This is a genomic window from Methanobrevibacter sp., from assembly GCF_045116495.1.
Classification (GTDB): Archaea; Methanobacteriota; Methanobacteria; order Methanobacteriales; family Methanobacteriaceae; genus Methanocatella.
Genome location: NZ_JBGULU010000183.1, coordinates 1 through 2,937 on the forward strand (window position 1 = coordinate 1; position 2,937 = coordinate 2,937).

The 2,937-nt window shown below is 36.8% G+C and carries 4 protein-coding genes; 3 read left to right on the forward strand and 1 reads right to left on the reverse strand.

Annotated features, from left to right (window positions below; all coding sequences use genetic code 11):
* The 3 genes from ACJMLH_RS09750 to ACJMLH_RS09760 form a co-directional block, all read left to right on the forward strand.
* On the forward strand, positions 1-1,045 hold a 1,045-nt coding region (locus ACJMLH_RS09750; RefSeq protein WP_405277161.1), incomplete at its 5' end, for an NAD-binding protein.
* A 38-nt stretch (positions 1,046-1,083) separates the two neighbouring features.
* Complete coding sequence (locus tag ACJMLH_RS09755) at positions 1,084-1,491, forward strand: HIRAN domain-containing protein (protein WP_405277163.1); 408 nt, start codon at positions 1,084-1,086, stop codon at positions 1,489-1,491.
* Complete coding sequence (locus tag ACJMLH_RS09760; protein WP_405277165.1) at positions 1,481-2,416, forward strand: ARPP-1 family domain-containing protein; 936 nt, start codon at positions 1,481-1,483, stop codon at positions 2,414-2,416. The genes ACJMLH_RS09755 and ACJMLH_RS09760 overlap by 11 nt, the downstream gene beginning before the upstream one ends.
* Here ACJMLH_RS09760 and ACJMLH_RS09765 read toward each other — a convergent pair.
* Positions 2,413-2,937: N-6 DNA methylase (locus ACJMLH_RS09765; RefSeq protein ID WP_405277167.1), on the reverse strand; the 525-nt coding region annotated here is incomplete at its 5' end. The two genes, ACJMLH_RS09760 and ACJMLH_RS09765, sit on opposite strands and share 4 nt — an antisense overlap.

Below are 2,937 nucleotides of genomic sequence, written 5' to 3' on the forward strand. Positions count from 1 at the left end.
GATTAATTTCACAGCCACACTGATAACCGGAATGGCATTGAAACTTCCAGCAAAAGTTTCCATAAGCATTGCGATTCTTTTAAGTCAAATTGGGGAATTTTCATTTGTTCTTGCAAAGGAAGGTATGAAATACGGCCTTATGACAAACCAGTTTTTCTCAATATTTTTGGGTGTGAGCATACTTACAATGTCATCAACCCCATTTCTGGAAAAGCTGACACCAAAAATCGTTCAGGCATTCAATAAAATCGACCACTTTAAAGTTGACAGTGAACTCAAGAGTTTGCCCGAAGAACTGGAAGATGCCCGTGAGATTGAAGATCATGTAATATTGGTCGGTATGGGTCTTAACGGAAAGCAGATGGCAAAGGCATGTAGTGAGTTCAAAATCCCATATAGAATTGTCGACACCAATCCTATAATCGTTGAAAACCAGCAGGCCCTTGGAATTCCAATCATTTTCGGAAGAGCGTCAAATGAAAGCGTTCTGAAAGAGCTCAACATTACCTCAGCCCAATGTATCGTCATATCCGCTTCAACATATGATGAAACACTCAAAACAATTGATGCTGCCCGCAGGCTGAATCCTGACATTCACATCATTGTGCGTACACAGTATCTGAAAAACATTGATGAAGTCATTGAAGCAGGAGCCGACGAGGTCATTCCTAAGGAATTTGAAACAAGTATCATGATGTTTACACGCATTCTGGACTATTACAACAAGGACGTTGACGAGATTACTGATGCTATAAACGATTTGAGATCCGACAACTACGATGCATTCAGAACTGTGACAACCGAAGATATTGCATCATATCTGAATTACAAATACACTGATTTGGAAATCGACTCTCTGCGTGTCAGTGAGAATGCTCATCTTGATGAATTTCCGTTTGAAGAACACAGTCTGAAGGTAACTGGAGTTGTTCGTGGAGAAGACACTTTCATTGAAGTGAAACCGGATTTCAAATTCCTGGAAGACGATTTGATTCTCTTCATTGGACATCGCGAAAATATCGATAAGTTTTTTGAAAACATTTAAATACTTTAAATAACAAGATATACACAAGGTGATAATAAATGTATATAACCATTACTGCAACCCATAAATTACATGGTACAAAACCATTGAAACTGAATTCAATAGTCAAATTGGTAAAAGAACCTGACAACAAATACGACACAGAGGCAATAGCCTGTGAAATGAGACACTTTGGAAAAATAGGATATGTTGCAAACAGCACCAACACCGTTGTAACCGGATGCATGAGTGCCGGGCGAGTATATGACAAAATAAACGACGAATACTTTGCAAGAATCAAATTCATAACCGGTCAGATTGCAATAGCAAAAATATTAAGTTCAGACGAATACATCAAAGAAGTGGAAAATCCTGAAAGCGACATTAACTTCCTAAGTGACAATTTGGGAAAAATAGATCTTGAATTTATAGAAAAAAACTTCAAAGGTGAAGGAAATGACAATTAGCATTGATGAAATTGAATTTTTAGATGGGCAAACACACAAAAACATGGCAATAATCCCCCTTAAAACACCCTTAAACTACAATCATGACGTAATAACATTAAAAAAAGGTTTTGAATTGGGCCTTGTCAATGTTAAGGAATGTGAAACATCAACCGTAAACACACTAATTGTTGAAAACAGCTCAGTTACTCCATTGCTTCTGATTGACGGTGAAGAAATAATCGGAGGAGACCAGAACAGAATAGTGAACGGAACCATCCTAGTTGAGCCTCAAAGTGAGATGAAAATTCCTGTAAACTGTACAGAACACGGACGTTGGGGATATAAGCATGAATTTAAAAATTCAGAATTTATAGCTACCTCAAGAACACGCTGCGCATCAATGAGTGCAAACCGTTCATCCGGAAGCGTTCAAAGTGCCGTCTGGAATTCAATTGACAATCTTGAAAAGGAACGTGGATTTCACTCACCGACACAGGCAATGTCAGAAAGCTATGAAAACCTGAACACTGATTTGGATGAATTCATAACCTCATTTAAAATCGAAAAGGGTCAGACTGGTGTTGTCGTAATAGTGGAGGGTGAAATAAAAGGTTTTGAAATACTCATAAACTCCGATGTCTACTCACAGTACCATGAAAAGATTCTTAAAAGCTATCTGATTGACACAGACATTAACGATTCTGTTTTTACAATCAACATGGACGTGATAAAAAAAACAATAGCAAATGCCCTTGAAAGCGAGCTTGTTGAAGCCAAAAATATAGGTCTTGAAAAAAGATTTGAGATAAAAAGCGATGATGGAATCGGAACAATCTACACCTACCATGACGAGCTGATACACTGCTCATTTTTCACAGGTGCTGAAGAAATCTCCGAAAAATTACCTGATGATGGCTGGACAGGAGCGAGAATAGTATTTTAGAAATCAATGCCCAAATCATCCATCATCATATCTATTTTTTTATTTAATTTTTTAATGTTGGAGGTGATTTCCTCTTTCTGGTTTTTCAAATCTTCCAGACGTATGAAATCCCCTTCAAATGTATCAACATATCTTGAGGTTGACAGGTTAAATTCATTTTTCTCCAAATCCTTGATTGCGACAACATTTGAGAATTTATCAATGATTTGGCGTTTATTGTATGCATAGATGACCTTATCCTGTGTTTCGTTAGTCAATATAAGATTCCTTTTAAACAAACCTGAAACTGAGTAATGGCTCTGAATTGTCTTATAATCCTTTGAAAGGTCAATGAACACAATGTCATCTGACAGTTTGTTTTTCTTAAATACAACAATTACTTCAGGCCTTTTTGGTCTTGAAAGCTCATCAGGAAGACTTATAATACAATCTATATAGTTTTTCTCAACTGTCAGATATTTTCTTAAGGTTTCAAGGGAATTTTTATTTAAAAAGCCCTGGGACAGACTTATCGCCATTAT

Bases quoted from the DNA above. Each gene is read 5' to 3' on its own strand.
- ACJMLH_RS09755 (WP_405277163.1), top strand. From the start codon at position 1,084: ATGTATATAACCATTACTGCAACCCATAAATTACATGGTACAAAACCA.
- ACJMLH_RS09760 (WP_405277165.1), top strand. From the start codon at position 1,481: ATGACAATTAGCATTGATGAAATTGAATTTTTAGATGGGCAAACACAC.